Here is a 16,595-nt window from a genome sequence, read left to right as displayed (position 1 = left end):
GTCGTCGCGCTCATAACGGATCATGTTCTCGCTCATGGCTGGTGAAGTCCTGTCCTGGTTCAGGTGCGCATTCGGTGGCGCAGGGTCAGATGCGCTCGACGACGGTGGCGATGCCCATGCCGGCACCGATGCAGAGGGTGGCGATGCCGCGCTCGAGGTCGCGGCGCTCGAGCTCGTCGACGAGGGTGCCGAGGATCATCGCGCCGGTCGCACCGAGCGGGTGACCCATGGCGATGGCGCCGCCGTTGACGTTGGTCTGGTCCTCGTCCCACCCCATGTCACGCATGAGCTTGAGGGCGACGGCGGCAAAGGCCTCGTTGATCTCGACGAGGTCGATGTCCGAGGCGCTCATGCCGACCCGGTCGAGGGCCTTGCGGCACGCGGGGGCGGGGCCGGTGAGCATGATCGTCGGCTCGGAGCCGATGACGGCGGTCGAGATGATCCGGGCCCGAGGGGTGAGTCCCATCTCCTTGCCGACCTGCTCGTTGCCGATGAGCAGGAGGGCCGCACCGTCGACGATGCCCGAGGAGTTGCCGGCGTGGTGGATGTGGTTGATCTGGTCGACCTGGGTGTACTTCTCCAGGGCGACGAAGTCGAACCCGCCGGCCTCGCCGATGCCGGCGAACGAGGGCTTGAGGGACGAGAGGGACTCGACGCTGGTGCCCTCGCGGATCGTCTCGTCACGGTCGAGGATCGTCAGTCCGCTCCGGTCCGTGACCGGGATGACCGACTTGCCGAAGTGGCCGGCCTCCCAGGCTGCGGCGGCGCGGGCGTGGGACTGCGCGGCGAAGCGGTCGACCTCGGCGCGGTCGTAGCCCTCGAGCGTGCCGATGAGGTCGGCACTGATGCCCTGCGGCACGAAGTCGGTCGCCAGGGCGGTGGCCGGGTCCATGGCCCAGGCGCCGCCGTCGCTGCCCATCGGCACGCGCGACATCGACTCGACCCCGCCGGCGAGGATGAGGTCCTCGAAGCCGGAGCGCACCCGTGAGGCGGCCTGGTTGACGGCCTCGAGGCCGGAGCCGCAGAAGCGGTTGACCTGGACGCCGGCCACGGGCTCGGGCAGGCCGGCATACATGGCTGCCACGCGCGGGAGGACCGCACCCTGGTCACCGACGGGCGACACGATGCCCAGGACGATGTCGTCGACCTTGGCGGTGTCGAGGCCCGGGTTGCGCTCGCGGACGGCGTCGATCAGTCCGACGACGAGGTCGATCGGCTTGACCTCGTGGAGGGAGCCGCTGGCCTTGCCTCTCCCTCGGGGCGTGCGAAGCGCGTCGTAGATGACGGCCTGGGGCTGCTCGGGCATGGACCGGCTCCTTCAGAGGTGTTCACGAATGGGCGATGTCGGTTCGCTTGGCACGATACGCAGATGTTGAACACTTGTGCAATGGCGGGTGCGAGTGTTGACTGTCACCCACCATGCCGACCACCCCGACCACCTCGACGACCTCGACCACCTCGACGCCCGTGGCCAGCGACTCGCGCTCCCGGATCCTCGCGACCGCGCTCCGCCTCTTCGCCGCCCGGGGGGCTGCCGCGACCAGCCTGCGCGAGGTCGCCCGCGAGGCCGGGGTCGCGCCGGGGCTCGTCGTGCACCACTTCGGCGGCAAGGACGGGTTGCGCGCCGCTGTCGACGACTTCGTCGTCGACCTGTTCCGCGACGCCGTCGACTCCGTGCCTCTCGACGGACCGGCCGACGAGGTGGTCGCGGCACGTGATCGCGCGGCGGCGCAGATGTTCGAGGACAACCCTGACGCGGTCGACTACCTGCGCCGGGCCGTCGTGACGCCCGACCCGGGCGCTGAGGGGCTGGCCCGCATGCTCATGCAGGAGACGATCCGCAGGACCCAGACGTTGCGTGACCACGGCATCGCCCGGAGCCGGATCCCCGTCGAGGAGCAGGCGGTTGCGGTCTTCGTCCGCCAGCTGGGCAACCTGCTGCTTCAGCCGGCCCTGGGCCGGCTCTGGGCACTCGCCGAGGCGTCGGCGCCGGTCCCGACCGTGCGAGTGAGCCTGCAGCGCGACTCGGACTGAGGGTCGGCGCCCCGGCGGTGTGGCCGGCCTGCGATGCCGGGCAGCACGATCTCGTCGGCCCAGGGACCTGACTGGGTCGGGTCATGACTTCTTGCCCGTCATCCAATCCGTGACGGCGAGGTCTCCGAATGTGTTGCGTGAATCGCCCCACGTCGGATCAGCGCGGCAGCATCGCCGTGACCATGCAGTCGTCCACGCGTGAGGCGGCACGACGTCGGATACCCGCGATGGGTGATCGGGTGGTTGCGCCACAGAGAGCCCTGGTGGCGGCGGCGCCCCCCAGGTCGTCGAAAACCCCGGAGCCGATCCGCCTCGTGATCGCCGACGACCACGACCTGTACCGGCATGGCATGAAGGTCGTCTTCGAGCTCGAACCGGACTTCGAGATCGTCGCCGAGGCAGGGTCGGCCGGCGAGGCCGTCGTCCGCTGCGCGCGTCTCAGGCCTGACGTCGTGATCCTCGGACACCAGATTCCGGGCGCCGCCGGGATCGAGGCCTGTGCGGCGATCGCCAGGGCGTCTCCCAACACCAACATCGTCGTCCTCACCTCCTCCGACGACGACGGCCACCTCTATGCGGCGCTGCAGGCCGGAGCCACCGGCTACCTGCTCAAGGACACCCCTGCCAAGCAGGTCGTCGAGTCCGTGCGGCTGGCATACGGCGGCCAGTCGGTGTTCCCGGCATCCATGGCCGGCCGGTTCCATGCCGAGCTCGCCTCCCTGAGAGCGAGCGTCCGCACCGAGACGCCGTTGGGGCAGCTCTCCGAACGGGAGCGAGAGGTCCTCCGGCTCGTGGCCCGTGGCCGGACCAACAAGGACATCGCCGCCCGGCTGCTCATCAGCGAGAACACGGTGAAGAGCCACATGCGGACCCTGCTGAACAAGCTGCCGGTGAACTCGCGGGTCGAGGCCGCGCTGTTCGGCGTGCAGCACGGACTGGTCGAGCTGAAGGACTGAGCTGCGTCAGCGGCGGCACTCCAGTGCCCTGAGGTCGACGGCGTTCCCCATCGCCTCGTAGCCGGCGTCTCCCGGGTGCAGGTGGTCGCCACTGTCGTAGGCGGCCAGCATCCGAGCCGGCCGCGCCGGGTCACGGACCACGGCGTCGAAGTCCACGACGGCGTCGAACTCGCCGCTGGTGCGGATCCACTCGTTGACGTCGGTGCGGATGGCGTCCTTGGGCGCCGACCAGAGACTGCCGCCCTCCCACGGTGTGATGGTGCCGCCGACGACACAGACCCCTTGGGCGTGTGCCCGGGCGATGAGCTGACGGTAGGCCTGGATGAGGTCGGCCGGCTTCGTGGCGAACCCCCAACGCAGGTCGTTGACGCCCTCCATGACGACGACGGTGCTCACATCCGGCTGCGCGAGCACGTCACGGTCGAAGCGGGCCTGCGCACTGACGCCCGGCCCGTCGGCGAGCACCCGGTTGCCCGAGATGCCCGCGTTCATGACGCCGAGCTGCTGCGGCCTCGGACCGGACAGGATGCGGCGCGCGAGGACGTTGGGCCAGCGCCGGTTGGCGCTCGTCGTGGACTTGTCACCGTCGGTGATCGAGTCGCCCAGCGCGACGACGGTGTCGACCTGCTGCGGCGCCTCGACGACCGCCGACTCGACCCAGGCATGGCTCGTCGTCGGTGTCGAGAAGGAGCCGGGGGTCTCGTCGGCGGCGTGGTCGCCCGGGGCCGAGATCCAGCTCGTCTGGTGCGCGAGCTTGTGGCCACTGACCGTGCCGGCGTCACCGACCACGTGGACGCTCACGGCGAGCGTCGACTGGGGTGCGAGGTCGCCGGCCAACGGGTCACTGAGCACCTCGGCTCCGACGGGGACCGTCACGGACGGACTGCCGCCGCCGAAGGACAGGCGCCGGTTGGTCCCGGCGACGACGGACGCACCCTCGCCGGCCCGCCCCACCCAGACCGAGTCGAACGTCACCGGGACCGAGCCGAACGCGTTGGACAGCGAGATCCGCAGTCCCGACCCGCCCACACTCGTGTGGATGACGTTGCGGACCGTCTGGTCGGCCAGCCTCAGCGTGGTCGTGTCGACCGCGGTGCCCCACGTCCCCACCTGGTCGACGCGCGGACCGGCTGCCGGTGAGACCGCGCCGGTCGATGGTGCCGACGTGGAGGCGAGGGTCCACGGGCTGCTCGAGGGGAGGAAAGCAAGAGCCGCCGTCGTCGCGACCGTGGCAGCGGCGGCGAGGGGAGCGCGCAGGGAGTGGCGAGGAGTCATGTCCTCCAGTCAATCGCGCGGTATGCCGTCCCGCCACCGCAGCGGGCGACCTCACCCGACGTCCGCGCACGGTTCATCGCGACGTCACCACCCTGCCCGCGACAGGTCGCCGTGGCCCGGCGTGACGTCTGCCTCAGGCTGACCGGGGTGCGTACATGATGACGGCGACACCGACCAGGCAGATGAGCGCGCCGGAGATGTCGTAGCGGTCGGGCACGAAGCCGTCTGCGACCATGCCCCACGCCAGGGACCCGGCGACGAAGACTCCGCCGTAGGCGGCCAGGATGCGCCCGAAGTTCGCGTCGGCCTGCAGGGTTGCGACGAACCCGTACAGACCGAGCGCGACGATGCCGGCACCGACCCAGATCCAGCCCTTGTGCTCCCGGACTCCCTGCCAGACCAGCCACGCCCCACCGATCTCGGCGAGGGCGGCCAACGCAAACAGGAGCAGCGACTTCACGACGGTCATGCGGCAGAGTCTCCCAAGTGCGCACGCCCCAGCATCACCGGGCTGCGCAGCACACCCTGGCGGTCAGCTCACCAACGGGCGCTCCGGCTCGGCGTCCCCGGACTCTCGGAGGACCGCGGCGGCCGTGCTGCTCATGTGCTCGGCCCGAGCCTGCCAGCTCATGCCCATGAAGTGGACGGCGTGCGGGAAGGGCACCCGGGGCCGGTCCGCGTAGGACTCGGGCACGGAGTTGTAGCAGCTCTCGCTCGTCCGCCCTTCGAGGTAGGGCTGGTTCCAACCCGTGGGCAGCCAGCTCGTCCCGGCGAGGAACGGCGACCCCAGCCCGGGGCCGGCCCAGTGGTACCTCTCGTCGCCTCGGTCCCACCCGAGGGCGGCGAGCACGGCGCCCTGGTCCGCCCACGGTCCGGGTTGTGGTCCGGCCGCCTCGACGGCGTCGAGGAAGGCGAACGCCTGAGGGCTGGACCTCATCAGCCACACCCCGGTGTTCGGGTTGACCCGGTGCTCGAAGGGGACGTGCTCGAGCGCCAGGGCCTGGAAGTGGTCGGGGTGCAGGTGGTCGGCGACGTCCTCGTCCGCCCGCACCAGCAGGACGTCGGCGTCGAGCCACAGCACGAGAGGGAACTCGGTCAGGGCCTCCCGCATCACGGTGATCTTGCCCCACTTCGCGTGTTGGGCGGCCTCGTCGGCCCTGGTCCCATCACGGGGGAGGTCGCGGGCGCGCACCTCGTAGCCCCATCGGGTGCCGAAGAGCCGGAAGGTCGGCAACGCGAACTCATGGAGCAGGCTGCGCATGTTCGGACCCGCAGCCGTGACCACCACACCGCGAGAGCCAGCGGCACCCGGTGGGCCTTGAGGTGTGCTGAGCTGGTTCATCGTCTGCCCTCCTCGGTCGTGCTGCAGCCCGCCCTGCCTGCAGGAGGCTCCACCTCCTGGACCGTAACAAGGGGAGCTGGACCTCGGGCAGCGTTTGGCACGTTCGCGGCGCACCGTTCATCGGGACGTCACCGTGCTGCATACCCACAGTTCGGGCGCGGCACGCGAGAGGCGCCGCTCCCGTGAGGGGGAGCGGCGCCTCGTCGGCGATCCAGCGCCTCAGCGCTGGAGGACCTGCACCTCCGAGACCGCGATCAGCTGCGCACCGGCGTAGGCCGTGGTGCAGTCGGTCGCGTTGGCCGGGTCGTTGTCCTGCTCGCCCGCGAACTCGGGTCCGCCCTGGCACTGGTTCGTGGCCAGACCGATTCGCAGGTGCGTCGCCGCCGTCTGCGGGATGGCGAACGAGCGCATCTTCAGCTCCGGCGCCACGGGGCGAGGAGCAGCCCCGGGGAAGGCGTCCGGCGCCGAAGTGAAGACGGGCCGGAAGTCAGCATCCTGGTTGCACAGGACCCTGCCCTTGGCATCGCACGCGAACACCGTGAACTGGCGAACGTTCTGGAACCGACCGGCAGCACCGGGCTCGGGCAGCGCACTCACCTGGACCTTGCGCACGACCTGGCGGCCGCCGGCGAGGTCGATGGTGAACTGCTTCTGCGCCGCGGTGGGTGCAGCGACCGTCGTGGTCGTCGAACCCTCGTCGCCGTCGATCATCGCCGGGACGTCGTTGCCGACACCGGTGACGGTGGCTCCCGCCTGGCTGCTCGCCAGGTTGGTGAGGAGTCGCACCGGAAGGTCACGGGTCTGGCGCGGGTTGGCCGAGAACGAGAACGTCGTCTGCGCCCGTCCCGGAGCGAGAACCGTGTAGGTGCGGGCACCGGGGAGGATCTGGAACGTGTCGCCGAGGGCGCTCGCGCCGTCCGTGTCGGCGATCGGGGTGGACCGCGCGGTGTACTCGCCGACGAAGAGCTGGGCGCCGGTCACCGGGCGGCCGTCCTCGTCGGTGGGCGAGAACCGCAGGGTGGCCGGGTCGCCGTAGGCCGAGGTGAAGCTCGGCGTCGGGTTGGAGTCCCCGCTGTTGACCGAGGCAGCGCCCTGGCCGAGACCGCGACCGGCGAAGCCGTTCCAGAGGATGTCCTGGTTGGCGCCGCCGAAGCGGAGCAGGTCCGCGGCGAGCATGGCGTTGCGGGCGTCGACCATGGAGACCGAACCGGACGGCATGAGCAGCCAGGCGTCGAAGACGAGCTGCATCCAGCGACGGTTGCCGGGGCAGGCCGTGGCCGGCGTTGCACCTGTTGCACAGCTGCGCTGCAGGGCCGCGTCACCGGCGCCGTAGCGACCGATGAACGCGCTGCGGATGTCGCTGTGCGTGGCCGACCAGATCTCGCCGTCCGCGTGCACCTGCGGGCCGGTGAGGTCGTAGCCCACGTTGCTGTAGTTGAGCGGGCTCTTGCTGAAGTTGTAGTTGCGGATGCCGCGGTTCTCGTTGCCCGTGGCGTAGGAGGCCATCGGGATCGCGGTGGCGCTCACCGGCACGTAGCCCCACTCCTGCAGGTACTCCGTGGCCATGAGGTCCGACCAGCTCTCACCCATGGCGCTGGCCTGGAGTCCGGACAGGCCGCTGTTCGGGCCGCCCACCATGCGGTTGCTGATGCCGTGGCCGTACTCGTGGCCGATGACCGACATGTCGAAGTCGCCGTCGACACACGGTGCGTAGAACCCACCGGCGAGCGGCTGCCAGAGGTACATGTTGCTGTAGCCGCTGGTGCCCTCGGGGGGCGTGCCGAAGTTGGCGTTGTTGCGAGCGCCGGCCAGGGCACCCGACTGGCTGAAGCCGAGGACGGGGTCGTTGCCGACTCCGCCCTTGCCGGCGTTGTCGCGCTGGAAGTTCCACGCGGACTCCGTGAAGCCGAGCTGGTAGGACCAGTCGTGCATGCGGTTGTGCATCGCGAAGAGGTTGGTCGTCGCCGCGTCGATGTCGTTGCGTGCCCCACTCGTGTAGCTGGCCGGGTCGCACTTGCTCGTCGACCACTGGTTGGTCCACGGGTAGACGTAGTTGCGGTCGCTCTTGGGTGTCGCCGGATTGACCGTGCCGACGCCGAGCCAGCGCTCGCCGCTGAAGGCGTTGTTGCCACTCGTCGTCGTGGTGCTCAGGTTGGTGGCCGGGTCGACGTCCCACGGCTTCGGCGAGGCCGGGTTGGCCACCGTCTCGGCGCAACCCGCGGCGGTCGTCCAGCACCACTCGACCCGGGTGTCGGTCGAGCTGTGGTCGGTCGCCGGGGTGCCGGTGAAGACCTTCCACCGCGGGTTGTCGGAGTCGAAGTCCACGAGGGACTCGCGGGCGATGACCTCGCCGTTGGCGGCGTCGACGTAGACCGAGTAGCCGCTGTCCGAGTCGCCACGGACCACGACCTGGTATGCCGTGCGCGCGTCGCCTCCCGGGACGGGCACCGCGACCAGCTTGGCGGTCTGCTCGCCGACGAGACCCTTGGCGGTGAGCGCCGTCCAGCCGGCCTCCTTGCTCTTGCTCTTGCTCGCTGCCCCACCTCGAGTGATTCCGGTCGCCTTGGCGCCGACGTTGGCGGCCGCCTTGGCGAGGGCCTGCTCCGCCGACAGGGAGGGTGCGGCGCGGCGGGCCGCGCTCTTTCCCCGGGCGGGAGCGAGCGTGGAGCTGACGTAGCGCGCCTTGCCGTTGTCGACGGCCACGACGACGAGTCCGTCGATGCCGGCCTCCACCCCGCCGAACGTCTGGCGGAGCATGACCACCGAGGTGCCGCCGATCTTGTTGGTGCTGACGTGCTGCATGGCGGTGACGTCAGCGGCGGTGATGCCAAAGGCTGCCGCGTTCCTGACGAGGTAGGCGCGCGCTGCATCGAGGGGGTCGGCTCCGAGCCCGGTGGCGAGGGGAGTCGTGCCCGACGGGGTGATCGACCCCACCGAGCCGAGGCGGTTCCACGTGACGGCGCCGCCACCACTGCCGCGCTGGTTGCGGCTGGTTGCGGCTGCGGCCCGCTGCGCCGCGGTGGGTGCCGCCTTGGCCTTGCGGACGTCGACGTCGGGCAGGTGGTCATGGTCGTCCTCGGCGGCAGGCACCCCCTGAGGGCGGTCATCAGCTGCCGCGAAGGCGGTCCCGGGTGCGGCCGTTCCGACGGCCACGGCTGCTGCGAGTGCCGCCGCGGAGAGGGTGATCCCCTGGCGTCTTCCTCTGTGGGTCATGACATGACTCCCCTTGGTGAGGGCACCCCGACGGTCACGGTTCGTGCCGTTCGCCTGGTGCCGATCCCCTCAGCAAAGTCGGCGACGGGTAAGAACGGGGCCTCCTACGAGTCAGTAGTTGGCAAAGTCGCGGGCCGTGGCGTCAGAAACCCCCGTTGGCGTCAGCCACGTCGGTGTCTCTGCATGCACTGAGCCGGACGCAACGCGAAGAGGCGCCGCCTCCCGGAGGGGAAGCGGCGCCTCTATGCCCGTTTCGACTTCGTGCCCGTGTGGGACAGCTCGCTGGCGCTCGCCGTCCCACACGGGCACGAAGTCGTCGCAAGATCAGACCCCGAGGCGGGCCTTGAGGCCGTCGAGCTCGACCTGCAGCGCGGTCGGGAGGTTGTCGCCGAACTTGGCGAACCACTCCTCGATCTGCGGGATCTCGGCCTTCCACTCCTCGTTGTCGACCGTGAGCGCCTTGGCGAGCTCGGCCGGGTCCATGTCGAGGCCGTCGGTGTCGATCGACTCCGGGGTGGGGACGTGGCCGATGGCGGTCTCGACCGCGGCGGCCTTGCCCTCGATGCGCTCGATGGCCCACTTGAGGACACGGGCGTTCTCGCCGAACCCGGGCCACACGAAGTTGCCCTCGTCGTCGCGCCGGAACCAGTTGACGTAGAAGATCTTGGGCAGCTTGCTCGCGTCGGCGCTCTTGCCGATGTCGATCCAGTGCTGGAAGTAGTCGCCGGCGTCGTAGCCGATGAACGGCAGCATGGCCATCGGGTCGCGGCGGACCACACCGACCTCACCGGTGGCAGCAGCCGTCGTCTCGGACGAGAGCGTGGCGCCCATGAACGTGCCGTGGGTCCAGTCGCGGGACTCGGTGACGAGCGGCACGGTCGTCTTGCGGCGGCCACCGAAGAAGATCGCGGAGATCGGCACCCCCTGCGGGTCGTCGTACTCGGGCGCGAGGATGTCGCACTGCTTGATCGGGGTGCAGTAGCGGCTGTTGGCATGGCTCGACAGCTCGCCGGCCGCGCCCTTCTCGGGGGTCCAGTCCTCGCCCTTCCAGCTGGTGGCATGGGCCGGCGTGTTCTCCAGGCCCTCCCACCAGATGTCGCCGTCGTCGGTCAGGGCCACGTTGGTGAAGACCGAGTTGCCCTTGTTGATCGTGGCCATGGCGTTGGGGTTGGTGTGCTCGTTGGTGCCGGGCGCGACACCGAAGAAACCGAACTCGGGATTCACGGCATACAGACGACCGTCCTTGCCGAAGCGCATCCAGGCGATGTCGTCGCCGAGGGTCTCGACCTTCCAGCCCGGGATCGTCGGCTTGAGCATCGCCAGGTTGGTCTTGCCGCAGGCGCTCGGGAAGCCGGCCGCGATGTAGTAGACCTGCTGCTCCGGCGAGGTGAGCTTGAGGATGAGCATGTGCTCGGCCATCCAGCCCTCGTCGCGCGCCATGACCGAGGCGATGCGCAGCGAGTAGCACTTCTTGCCCAGCAGGGCGTTGCCGCCGTAGCCGGAGCCGTAGGACCAGATCATCCGCTCCTCGGGGAACTGGACGATGTACTTCTCCGGGTTGCAGGGCCACTTCACGTCCTGCTGACCCTCCTCGAGGGGGGCGCCGAGGGAGTGGAGCGCGGGGACGTACTTCGCGTCCTCGCCGAGCTCCTCGATCCGCTTCAGGACGGGGGCGCCGCAGCGGGCCATGACGCGCATCGACGCGACGACGTACTCGGAGTCGGTGATCTCGACACCGAACATGGGGTGCTCGGACTCGATGTGACCCATGACGAACGGGATGACGTACATCGTGCGGCCGGTCATGCAGCCGGCGTAGAGCCCGCGCATGAGGTCCTTCATCTCGTTCGGGTCCATCCAGTTGTTGGTGGGCCCGCTGTCCTTCTCATCCACCGAGCAGATGTAGGTGCGGTCCTCGACGCGCGCCACGTCGCTGGGGTCGGACGCGGCGTAGAAGCTGTTGGGCTTCTTGGCCTCGTCGAGCTTGATGAACGTGCCTGCGGCGACGAGCTTGTCGGTGATCCGGGTCCATTCCTCGTCGGACCCGGTCACCCACACGACCTCGTTAGGGGTGGTCATCGCGGCGACCTCGTCGACCCAGGCCTGGAGGCCTGCGTGCGTGGTGCCCTGAACGGGTGCGGCGGGTGCGGTCATCTGCGTCCGTTGTCCTTCCGGTTCCGAGCGTGTGCTCGGCTGTGGGCCCGGCCAACGCCGGAGCCACCTCGGAAGGGGATCCGACGACTGACCTGCTGGAGTGATCACGGTACTCGCATCGTGAGACGCGTCTTGCCTCGTGAGGCGAGTCCGTGGTCACGGCTCCTGAAGGAGCCGTTTGTCCACCGTAGGAGGTCGAGCGGACAGGCAGGACGGCGGAAACCTTTCCGCATCTATGAGGTCCCTCACACCACCCGACCTGCAGGTATGCCGTCCGCGGTCGCCGGACGCCCCTGGGGAGTGGCGTCCGGTGACCGGACGGTGAGCGCTGACGACTGCCCGACTCTGGAGCGGCCTTCTCAGCGGGACAGGTCGGCCTTCTCCACGGCTTCCTCCAGGGCGTCCACGAAGCCGTTCACGATCTCTCGCAGCAGGCGCGCCTTGTGCAGCGCGTTGCGCGCGGAGTCGCGGTCGTCGACGTAGAAGTCGAGCGTGACCATCCGCTGGCAGTCGGCCAGATTGAGCTGCGCGTCGACGCTGTCGGACTCTTCTGCCTCCGCGTCCGGGTCCGCGCCCGCGCTCGCGGCGCAGGTCCGGCCGCGCTCGAGGTCGACCTGGGCGATGGCGTACGCGCCGGCGTGGTGTCCGCGCCGGTTCAGGAACCGGCGGCGGTAGTAGAGACGGGACATGGTGACCTCCTGTAGGGCAGCGGTAGCCGCCTTTCCAGGTGGTGGTGCACGAATGCCGCCGATGCGTTCACGTTCCCAAGGATGGCGGCGTCGTGCAGTGCCCCGCAACCGAGTTCAGCCCGAGGCGTCCCTTCGGCCGACCTGCCGCCGATCCACTGCCGGGGGTGCGACTCCTCCCGGCTGCTCCGCAGGCGGAGGGATGCCGACCACGGTCGGCGAGCGGGCGGCATACAACGGATTTCTTGTGCGGGCGGGTGCTCGCGTATGCTTGCCGATCGTTGCGCCGACAGGTTCAACAGGCGCCCGTAGCTCAACGGATAGAGCATCTGACTACGGATCAGAAGGTTAGGGGTTCGAATCCCTTCGGGCGCACTCTGTGTTGAGACAGAAGCGAACAGCCCGACCTGCGGAGACGCCGGTCGGGCTGTTTCTGTCTGCGGGCCAGGAGTGCTGGATGGGGCTGACGCGCGACACCACACCTGACTTCACTCCTCGCGGCTGGGTGCTCGTGGCGTTTGCCTGCTGACCGGCTGGGTACCAGCCTCCTGCCGAGCAAAAGTTGCACCCGCGAGTGTTGGGAGTGAGAGTGCCTGCCGTTGAGCGAGAGGTCATCACCAGGACTGACGTGCAGCGCGTGTGGGACTTCCTGTCCGACTTCACGACGACCGAGCAGTGGGACCCACCGACGGTGCGGACGGTGCTCGCGACCGGCGACGGCGGAGTGGGCACCGTCTACGAGAACACGTCGAAGGTGCTGGGTCACGAGACCCACATCACCTACACGGTGGTCGAGTGCGTGCCGCCCCATGTGTTGCAGCTGCGTGGGACCAACGACAGCCTGGACTGTCTCGACACCGTGAGGCTCAGCCCGACGCCGGATGGCGGCACCCGTGTGGACTACACGGCCGACTTCACCCTCAAGGGCGCCACGAAGCTGGCCGAACCGCTGATGCCGCTCGGGCTGAAGAAGATCGGTGATGATGCCGCCGAGCAGATGCGTCAGGTGCTCGATGCCCTGGACACTGGCAGGTAGAGACCCTCGCTCACCGTCGCCACGAAGGCGGCCGCATGTGTCGCGACCGACCGACCTGGGTAGGTGGTCGTCACCGACAGAAGGTGGCGACATGACCCAGGACCTCGACCCGGCGCTCTCGTGGAATGGCCGACGCGTCGTCGTGACGGGCGGCGCCGGCTTCCTGGGCAGCCATCTCTGCGAGACGTTGCTGCACGCCGGCGCGCACGTGGTCTGCCTCGACAACCTCGTGACCGGGTCGGCGGACAACGTGTCGGACCTGCTCGGCCATGAGCGCTTCCGGCTCGCCTCGTGCGACATCACCGAGTTCGTGCACGTCCCGGGGCCGGTCGACGTCGTCCTGCACTTCGCGTCGCCGGCCTCGCCCGTCGACTACCTCAGGATCCCGATCGAGACCCTCAAGGTCGGGGCGATCGGCACGTGGCACGCGCTGGGACTGGCCAAGGAGAAGGGTGCTCGCTTCGTTCTGGCGTCCACCTCGGAGGTCTACGGCGACCCCCAGGTCCACCCCCAGTCCGAGGACTACTGGGGGCACGTGAACCCCATCGGGCCACGCGGCGTCTACGACGAGGGCAAGCGCTATGGGGAGGCGCTGACGACGGCCTACCGCGACCACGAGGGTGTGGACACCGGCATCGTGCGCATCTTCAACACCTACGGACCGCGGATGCGGCCCTACGACGGTCGCGCCATCCCGACGTTCATCCGCCAGGCGCTGCTCGACCAGCCGATCACCGTGGCCGGGGACGGGACCCAGACTCGTTCCGTCTGCTATGTCGACGACCTCGTCGCGGGCATCCTGTCGTTCGCAGCCTTGGACCATCCGGGACCGGTCAACCTCGGGAACCCCCAGGAGATGACGGTGCACCAGATCGCGCTGGACGTCGTGCGGGCCACGGGTTCGCGGGCAGAGGTGAAGTTCGTCGACCTGCCCGTCGACGACCCGAAGGTGCGCCGCCCCGACACGACCCGGGCCAGGGAGCTGCTCGGCTGGGAGCCGCACACGCCGTGGCAGGAGGGGTTGCAGCGCACCGTGGCGTGGTTCAGGCGACTGGAGCTGGAGGCCGGCTGACCTGACGTGCGGCATGGGGCGACTGGGATGGAGCCCAGGCGCCGGCGCTCGTCGCCCACGGTTCGGCGCAGCGGTGCCTCCACCAGCCACCGACTCGGTGCGCCACCGCCGCGAACGGGATCGCGGCACTCGTCCAGAGCATCTCGCGCACCTCGCCCGCCCCTCGCGGACCCGGCGCGATGCGCCGCACCGCGAAGTCGAGGACGAGCAGGGTGTATGCCGTGCCGCTCGCCACCGCGACCGGCCGGGCCACTGCCCATCCCCTCGACGCGCCGGTGGCAGCGCCGACGGTGACAGCGGCGAGAGCCGTCGAGGCAAGGTGCCAGGGCAGGCGGCCGCGACCCGCCTGTGTGCCCACTCTCCACCGGGCTCCGTGCAGCCGGCGCATGAGTGCGTCGTCGGCATTGCCGCGCTGCGAGCGCAGGCTCGCTCCCGGAGCCGAGGGCCGCACCGGGTGTGTGGCGACACGCCTTCCGCGTCGCAGGCTCCATCCCGCACGACGCACCCGCGCGGCCAGGTCGGCGTCCTCGCGGTAGGCCCGTGGGAAGCGTTCGTCGAACCCGGCGACCTCCTCCAGGGCTGCCCGACGGTAGGCCATGTCGGCCGTGGCCCACTGCGCCCCCTCGAGCCCGGCCGTCGACCGCTCCCAGTCGGTCGGTCGACGATCCGAGGGCAGCGGCACCCGGAGGCGGCCCTGCACCCCGGCGCACTGCGGGTCCGCAGCGGCCAGGTCGGCCACGAGCTCGGCGGCCCACCCCGCCGGCAGGACGACGTCGTCGTCGACGAAGCACACCCACGGCGCGGTGCAGGCCCGCCAGCCGAGGTTGCGTGCCGCGGCGGGACCTCTCCCCGAGCTCGACAGGATCCGGGCATCGAGCCCGGCGAGGAGCTCGCCGGGCAGTCGCAGGGGTTGGGGCGCATCGGGCCGGTCGTCGACGATGACGACCTCCCGCGGACGTGGATCGCCCTGCGCCGCAAGGGTGAGCAGGAGGGTCAGCAGACTCGGACGACCCACGGTCGGCACGACGACGGCATACGGGATGTCGTCGTCGGACAGGCTCATGCGCGGTCCTCGGCGAAGGTGTCGCGCCGACGCACGAGGTGCGGCCCCATGACCAGGGCGTCCACGGGTGTGGACCCGAAGAGCTCAAGGGCATCACGAGGGTCGTCGACCATGGGGCGACCGGCCGTGTTGAGGCTCGTGTTGACGACGACGGGCAGCCCCGTGCGGGCCTCGAACGCTCGCAGGAGGGCGGCCACGCGTGGCGTCGTCGTGTCGTCGATCGTCTGGATGCGAGCCGTGCCGTCGACGTGCACGACGGCCGGGATCCGTTCGCGCCAGCGCGTGCTCACGTTGTGGACGAAGAGCATGTAGGGGCTGGGGAGCGGACCGTCCGAGAAGATCTCGCCCGCCCGCTCGGCCAGGACCATGGGGGCGACGGGCCGGAACTGCTCTCGCCCCTTGACGTCGTTGAGTCGCTCGAGGTTCGCGGCCCGGCCGGGATGCGCCATGAGCGAGCGATGGCCGAGGGCGCGCGGACCGAACTCGCTCCGTCCGTCGAACCACGCGAGCACGCCGTCCTTGGCGAGGACGTCCGCTGCCGCCCCTGCGAGGTCGGCGGGTGTGGTGAAGGGGACGTTCGCAGCACGCAGCCACGCCGCGAGCTCGTCATCGCTCCAGCCGCGACCCAGGGCTGCGGTCGTCATCGGCTCCGTGGTCTGCCCCTCGTCGGCGCAGACCTGCAGGGCAGCGCCGAGCGCCGTCCCGGCATCACCGGCCGCGGGCTGCACCCAGACCTGCTCGAACGGAGTCTCGCGCCAGATGCGGCTGTTGGCAACGCAGTTCAGCGCCGTCCCTCCCGCCATCGCCAGGGTGGCGTCTCCGGTCTGGGCGTGGAGCCAGCGCGCAAGGTCGACGAGGACCTCCTCCAGGACGGCCTGCACCGAGCACGCCAGGTCGGCATACTCCTTCGGCCAGTCCGTCTCACCCCCGGCGCGGGGCGGGCAGAAGCGCGACCAGTCCGGGGCCATGGCCTCGAACCCCCCGTCGCCGGTGCCGCGGATCGACTCCCGGAGCTCGTCGAGGTGCACCGGCTCGCCGTAGGAGGCCAGCGCCATGACCTTGAACTCGTCCGAGGACCGCAGGAAGCCGAGATGGCTCGTGAGCGACTCGTAGAGCAGGCCGAGCGAGTGTGGCAGCGCCTGTGCCGCAAGGGTTTCCAGCCGGCCACCCTCGTAGCGGCCCGCGAGGTGCGACGCCTGCTCGCCACGGCCGTCGAGCACCATGACGCTGCAGGGCCGCCCCGCGCCGTCCAACGGACCGGCCAGCGCCGCGGAGGCGGCATGGGCGACGTGGTGGGGCACGAACCGCACCTGCTCCCGGACCAGGCCCGGCAACGAGGTCGTCAGGAACCCGGGCGCGGACTCGGCATACATCCGCCGCAGGTGGTCCCACGGGTCGTCCAACCCCATGTCCTCCGCCGGTTTGGCCAGGGCAGGGTCGAAGGAGTAGGCGACGGCGTCGAGGTCCTGGGGCGACAGGCCGGCCTCGTCGAGGCACCAGCGCATCGCCTGGTCGGGCAGCTTCCCAGGCGGAGAAGGGCACCCGGCGCTTGCCGTGCTTGCGCCGGGAGAACCGCTCCTCCTCGGCAGCAGCGACGATCCTCCCGTCGACGACGAGGGCCGCCGAGGGGTCGTGGAACAGGGCGTTGACTCCCAGAACTTGCATGCCGACCACCTACCCCGCACGGCCGCATCTCACGCCTCTGCGGGGCAGGCTTGTCGTCCGCCTCCGGGAAGCGGCACGGGTTCCAGGCGCGTTTGCCAC

General features: G+C 70.1%; 13 protein-coding genes and 1 tRNA gene. 5 read left to right on the top strand and 9 right to left on the bottom strand.

Annotated features, from left to right (window positions below; all coding sequences use genetic code 11):
* Nucleotides 1-85: 85 nt before the first annotated feature.
* Nucleotides 86-1,306 carry an acetyl-CoA C-acetyltransferase gene (locus tag ACZZ98_RS06600; RefSeq protein WP_463515492.1) on the bottom strand — a complete coding sequence of 407 codons (1,221 nt, stop codon included), beginning with the start codon at nt 1,304-1,306 and terminating at the stop codon, nt 86-88.
* 113 nt (nt 1,307-1,419) lie between these two features.
* Between ACZZ98_RS06600 and ACZZ98_RS06595 the strand changes: the two genes are divergently transcribed.
* Nucleotides 1,420-2,034: a TetR/AcrR family transcriptional regulator gene (locus ACZZ98_RS06595; RefSeq protein WP_463515491.1), complete on the top strand. Its 615-nt coding sequence runs from the start codon at nt 1,420-1,422 to the stop codon at nt 2,032-2,034.
* A gap of 263 nt (nt 2,035-2,297) precedes the next feature.
* Nucleotides 2,298-2,990: a response regulator gene (locus tag ACZZ98_RS06590; RefSeq protein ID WP_463515490.1), complete on the top strand. Its 693-nt coding sequence runs from the start codon at nt 2,298-2,300 to the stop codon at nt 2,988-2,990.
* Nucleotides 2,991-2,996: 6 nt separating this feature from the next.
* Here ACZZ98_RS06590 and ACZZ98_RS06585 read toward each other — a convergent pair whose 3' ends face one another.
* The 6 genes from ACZZ98_RS06585 to ACZZ98_RS06560 form a co-directional block, all read right to left on the bottom strand.
* Nucleotides 2,997-4,265 (bottom strand): SGNH/GDSL hydrolase family protein, encoded by a 1,269-nt coding sequence (locus ACZZ98_RS06585; protein WP_463515489.1) that lies wholly within the window; start codon nt 4,263-4,265, stop codon nt 2,997-2,999.
* Between the two features lie 133 nt (nt 4,266-4,398).
* Entirely contained in the window at nt 4,399-4,734 is a 336-nt protein-coding gene (locus ACZZ98_RS06580; protein ID WP_463515488.1) for a YnfA family protein, read from the bottom strand.
* 63 nt (nt 4,735-4,797) lie between these two features.
* Nucleotides 4,798-5,607 carry a hypothetical protein gene (locus tag ACZZ98_RS06575; RefSeq protein WP_463515487.1) on the bottom strand — a complete coding sequence of 270 codons (810 nt, stop codon included), beginning with the start codon at nt 5,605-5,607 and terminating at the stop codon, nt 4,798-4,800.
* A 219-nt stretch (nt 5,608-5,826) separates the two neighbouring features.
* Entirely contained in the window at nt 5,827-8,820 is a 2,994-nt protein-coding gene (locus tag ACZZ98_RS06570) for a M36 family metallopeptidase (protein WP_463515486.1), read from the bottom strand.
* A 324-nt stretch (nt 8,821-9,144) separates the two neighbouring features.
* The gene (locus tag ACZZ98_RS06565) at nt 9,145-10,974 is read right to left on the bottom strand and encodes a phosphoenolpyruvate carboxykinase (GTP) (protein WP_463515485.1); all 1,830 of its coding nucleotides are present in this window, start codon (nt 10,972-10,974) and stop codon (nt 9,145-9,147) included.
* A gap of 359 nt (nt 10,975-11,333) precedes the next feature.
* Nucleotides 11,334-11,663, bottom strand: coding sequence for a hypothetical protein (locus tag ACZZ98_RS06560; protein WP_463515484.1), 330 nt, complete (start codon nt 11,661-11,663; stop codon nt 11,334-11,336).
* Between the two features lie 299 nt (nt 11,664-11,962).
* On the opposite strand from ACZZ98_RS06560, the gene ACZZ98_RS06555 reads away from it, so the two are divergent.
* The 3 genes from ACZZ98_RS06555 to ACZZ98_RS06545 all read left to right on the top strand — a co-directional run bounded on the left by ACZZ98_RS06555 (nt 11,963) and on the right by ACZZ98_RS06545 (nt 13,768).
* Nucleotides 11,963-12,035 (top strand) — tRNA-Arg (locus ACZZ98_RS06555).
* Nucleotides 12,036-12,249: 214 nt separating this feature from the next.
* Nucleotides 12,250-12,696: an SRPBCC family protein gene (locus ACZZ98_RS06550; RefSeq protein ID WP_463515483.1), complete on the top strand. Its 447-nt coding sequence runs from the start codon at nt 12,250-12,252 to the stop codon at nt 12,694-12,696.
* Between the two features lie 91 nt (nt 12,697-12,787).
* The gene (locus tag ACZZ98_RS06545) at nt 12,788-13,768 is read left to right on the top strand and encodes a UDP-glucuronic acid decarboxylase family protein (protein ID WP_463515482.1); all 981 of its coding nucleotides are present in this window, start codon (nt 12,788-12,790) and stop codon (nt 13,766-13,768) included.
* Here ACZZ98_RS06545 and ACZZ98_RS06540 read toward each other — a convergent pair.
* On the bottom strand, nt 13,740-14,831 hold the full coding sequence (locus ACZZ98_RS06540) for a glycosyltransferase family 2 protein (protein ID WP_463515481.1): 1,092 nt from the start codon (nt 14,829-14,831) through the stop codon (nt 13,740-13,742). The two genes, ACZZ98_RS06545 and ACZZ98_RS06540, sit on opposite strands and share 29 nt — an antisense overlap.
* Nucleotides 14,828-16,336: a carbamoyltransferase family protein gene (locus ACZZ98_RS06535; protein ID WP_463515480.1), complete on the bottom strand. Its 1,509-nt coding sequence runs from the start codon at nt 16,334-16,336 to the stop codon at nt 14,828-14,830. The genes ACZZ98_RS06540 and ACZZ98_RS06535 overlap by 4 nt, the downstream gene beginning before the upstream one ends.
* Nucleotides 16,337-16,595 lie beyond the last annotated feature (259 nt).

The sequence above is a fragment of the Knoellia sp. AC549 genome, assembly GCF_979258975.1.
The sequence above is the reverse complement of the archived record's forward strand: the minus strand, read 5'-3'. Positions and strand labels throughout refer to the sequence as shown.

Coding starts and splice junctions, on each gene's coding strand:
- ACZZ98_RS06585 (WP_463515489.1), bottom strand. CDS start 4,265: ATGACTCCTCGCCACTCCCTGCGCGCTCCCCTCGCCGCCGCTGCCACG.
- ACZZ98_RS06560 (WP_463515484.1), bottom strand. CDS start 11,663: ATGTCCCGTCTCTACTACCGCCGCCGGTTCCTGAACCGGCGCGGACAC.
- ACZZ98_RS06565 (WP_463515485.1), bottom strand. CDS start 10,974: ATGACCGCACCCGCCGCACCCGTTCAGGGCACCACGCACGCAGGCCTC.
- ACZZ98_RS06570 (WP_463515486.1), bottom strand. CDS start 8,820: ATGACCCACAGAGGAAGACGCCAGGGGATCACCCTCTCCGCGGCGGCA.
- ACZZ98_RS06535 (WP_463515480.1), bottom strand. CDS start 16,336: ATGCGCTGGTGCCTCGACGAGGCCGGCCTGTCGCCCCAGGACCTCGAC.
- ACZZ98_RS06580 (WP_463515488.1), bottom strand. CDS start 4,734: ATGACCGTCGTGAAGTCGCTGCTCCTGTTTGCGTTGGCCGCCCTCGCC.
- ACZZ98_RS06575 (WP_463515487.1), bottom strand. CDS start 5,607: ATGAACCAGCTCAGCACACCTCAAGGCCCACCGGGTGCCGCTGGCTCT.
- ACZZ98_RS06595 (WP_463515491.1), top strand. CDS start 1,420: ATGCCGACCACCCCGACCACCTCGACGACCTCGACCACCTCGACGCCC.
- ACZZ98_RS06545 (WP_463515482.1), top strand. CDS start 12,788: ATGACCCAGGACCTCGACCCGGCGCTCTCGTGGAATGGCCGACGCGTC.
- ACZZ98_RS06540 (WP_463515481.1), bottom strand. CDS start 14,831: ATGAGCCTGTCCGACGACGACATCCCGTATGCCGTCGTCGTGCCGACC.
- ACZZ98_RS06600 (WP_463515492.1), bottom strand. CDS start 1,306: ATGCCCGAGCAGCCCCAGGCCGTCATCTACGACGCGCTTCGCACGCCC.